The following is a 769-nucleotide window of genomic DNA, read 5'->3' as shown; positions in this document are numbered from 1 at the left end:
AATGCCACATCGTCAGTTCCATAACGCTTCTTGACGAACAATCCCAATGTCAGGCGAGTGTACTGGTAGTTTGGCAGCGTGCCTTTCTTGTAGTCGATGCCGATTCTTGATTCAATGTCCGCAATGATGGCGTCAAGCTGCTTCAACAAGGTCATCTGAGTGTCTGCACTGCATTGAAACAGATCCTTTATCACCTTTGCGTCAAAATCCGTCTTGCGCTCCACAAGTGACTCGTAGGCTGAGTTTATTGCCAGCAACAGCTTGTCAATCTTGGCATTCACTTCCACAGCCTCCTTGCTCTTGCCGTCAAGTCTGCTCTCACGTGGATTCCATAACTTTGGCGTACATGACAACTTGCAACCGAACTGCGCCATTGTTCGGTTGAGGGTGATGCGTCCCATGATGGGAGCCTTACCGTTCTTGTCCAATCCGCTCTTTTTGAGGTAGAGCAGCACCTTGAATTTTTCAACTTTCATCTGCTTACTTTTTTAGTTTGCAAAAATAATCAATCAGTAAGCATTCTCCGTTATTGAAAGTTGTGCAGAACGGTGCAACAAACACTGGTGACAAACTATTTGTTTTTCACCACGTTAGCAGTGCAGGTTTCGGTAACTGACCGCTAACGGTTTGGTAACTGAAATAACTCAATATCCTGCTCGGCTTTGCTTTGCAGCCAATTGGCAGAATTATGAAATATTGCTCATTCTCAACCACTTGCAGTTCATTTCTCTCATCTTCACTTTCCGTTGCTTTTGCTTAAATTGTGCAC

1 protein-coding gene is annotated in these 769 nt (G+C 44.7%); it reads right to left on the bottom strand.

Translation table 11 applies throughout. The features are described from left to right. Window positions 1-476, bottom strand: a 476-nt coding sequence (locus HMPREF0673_RS03665; RefSeq protein ID WP_007898191.1) for an Arm DNA-binding domain-containing protein, incomplete at its 3' end; no start/stop codon positions are given. Between the last annotated feature and the right edge of the window lie 293 nt (window positions 477-769).

It is taken from the genome of Leyella stercorea DSM 18206 (assembly GCF_000235885.1).
GTDB lineage: Bacteria > Bacteroidota > Bacteroidia > Bacteroidales > Bacteroidaceae > Prevotella > Prevotella stercorea.
The sequence above is the reverse complement of the archived record's forward strand: the minus strand, read 5'-3'. Positions and strand labels throughout refer to the sequence as shown.